At 71.9% G+C, this 1262-nt stretch carries 1 protein-coding gene; it reads right to left on the reverse strand.

The annotated features are described in order from the left end of the window. Positions 1 to 1190: ISL3 family transposase (locus EV140_RS00625; RefSeq protein WP_130280073.1), on the reverse strand; the 1190-nt coding region annotated here is incomplete at its 3' end. Positions 1191 to 1262: the final 72 nt, after the last annotated feature.

Here is a 1262-nt window from a genome sequence, read left to right on the forward strand (position 1 = left end):
TTGATCGCCTCCGTCGGCCCGTTGCTGGTGCCGGGCCGGTCGAAGTACGCGAGCACGTCGGCGGCGCGCTGCTTCAGCGTCCGCCCGAGCGTGATCACCTCGCGCAGCGCCGCCGGGACGCCGGCGCTGACCGTCTCGATCAGCTCGATCATCAGCTGCTTGCCCGCGGCCCGGTCCGGGTCGCGGTAGGCGGCGACCATGCGCTGATAGATGCCCCAGGTGACCTCGACCGCGAGATGCCGCTCGTCGGCGAAGAGCGCGTCGAGTCGTTGCTGCTGCCGCGGCGTGTGGAACGCCGCGCCGGTGTGGAGGGTGCGGCGGGCGGCGTAGAGCGGATCGCCCTTGCGTCCGCGGTGGCCGTGGAGCTGCTGCTGAATCCGCCGCCGGCAGCTGTCGAGCGCGTTCCCGGCGAGTCGGACAACGTGGAACGGATCCATCACGGCGACCGCCTCGGGCAGCTCCTCGACGGTGGCGGTCTTGAAGCCGGAGAACCCGTCCATCGCGACCACTTCAACGCCGTCTCGCCAGGACTGGGGCCTGGCGGCGAGCCACTGCTGGAACGCCTGCTTCGAGCGGCCCTCGACCATGTCCAGCAGCCGCGCCGGCCCCGTGCCGTCGCGGATCGGAGTGAGGTCGATGATGACGGTCACGTAGCGGTCCCCGCGGGACGTGTGACGCCAGACGTGCTCGTCCACGCCCAGGACCGCCACGCCGTCGAAGCGGCCCGGATCGTCGAGCAGGCGGCGCCTGCCCTCCGCGAGCACGGCGGTGTTGGCGGTGTGCCAGGCGACGCCGAGCCCGGCCGCGACGCGCGAGATGGTGAGGTGGTCGAGCACCAGCGCGTCCAGCGCCCACCGCAGTCCGGTGCGGGAGATCTTCGACCGCGGCTCCGCCGCCGCGCTCGTGTCCTGCCGCCAGATGCGGCCGCAGCCCGTGCAGCGGTAACGGCGGACGCGGACCAGCAGCGTGGTGGGCCGGTGCCCGAACGGCGCGTGCGCCAGTCGCCGCGTGACCGTGTCGCGCGGCACCCCTTGGCAGCCGCAGTCGCGGCACCAGTCGTCGGCCTGCACGACCCGGCAGGAGAGCACCGCGCGGTCGGGCTCGAGGCGTTGTCCGATGGCTTCTAAGCCGAGCTCGTCGAGTCGGCAGAACGTGGTGAGATCGGGCGCGTCGAAGGTAGCGTTGGGCACGTCGAGGTCTTTCGGACGGTGAGCGTAGGAACTTCCATCCTGGAAGACCTCGACCCCTACCCCGGCAACGAC

The sequence above is a fragment of the Microcella alkaliphila genome (genome assembly GCF_004216855.1).
Taxonomy (GTDB): domain Bacteria; phylum Actinomycetota; class Actinomycetes; order Actinomycetales; family Microbacteriaceae; genus Microcella; species Microcella alkaliphila.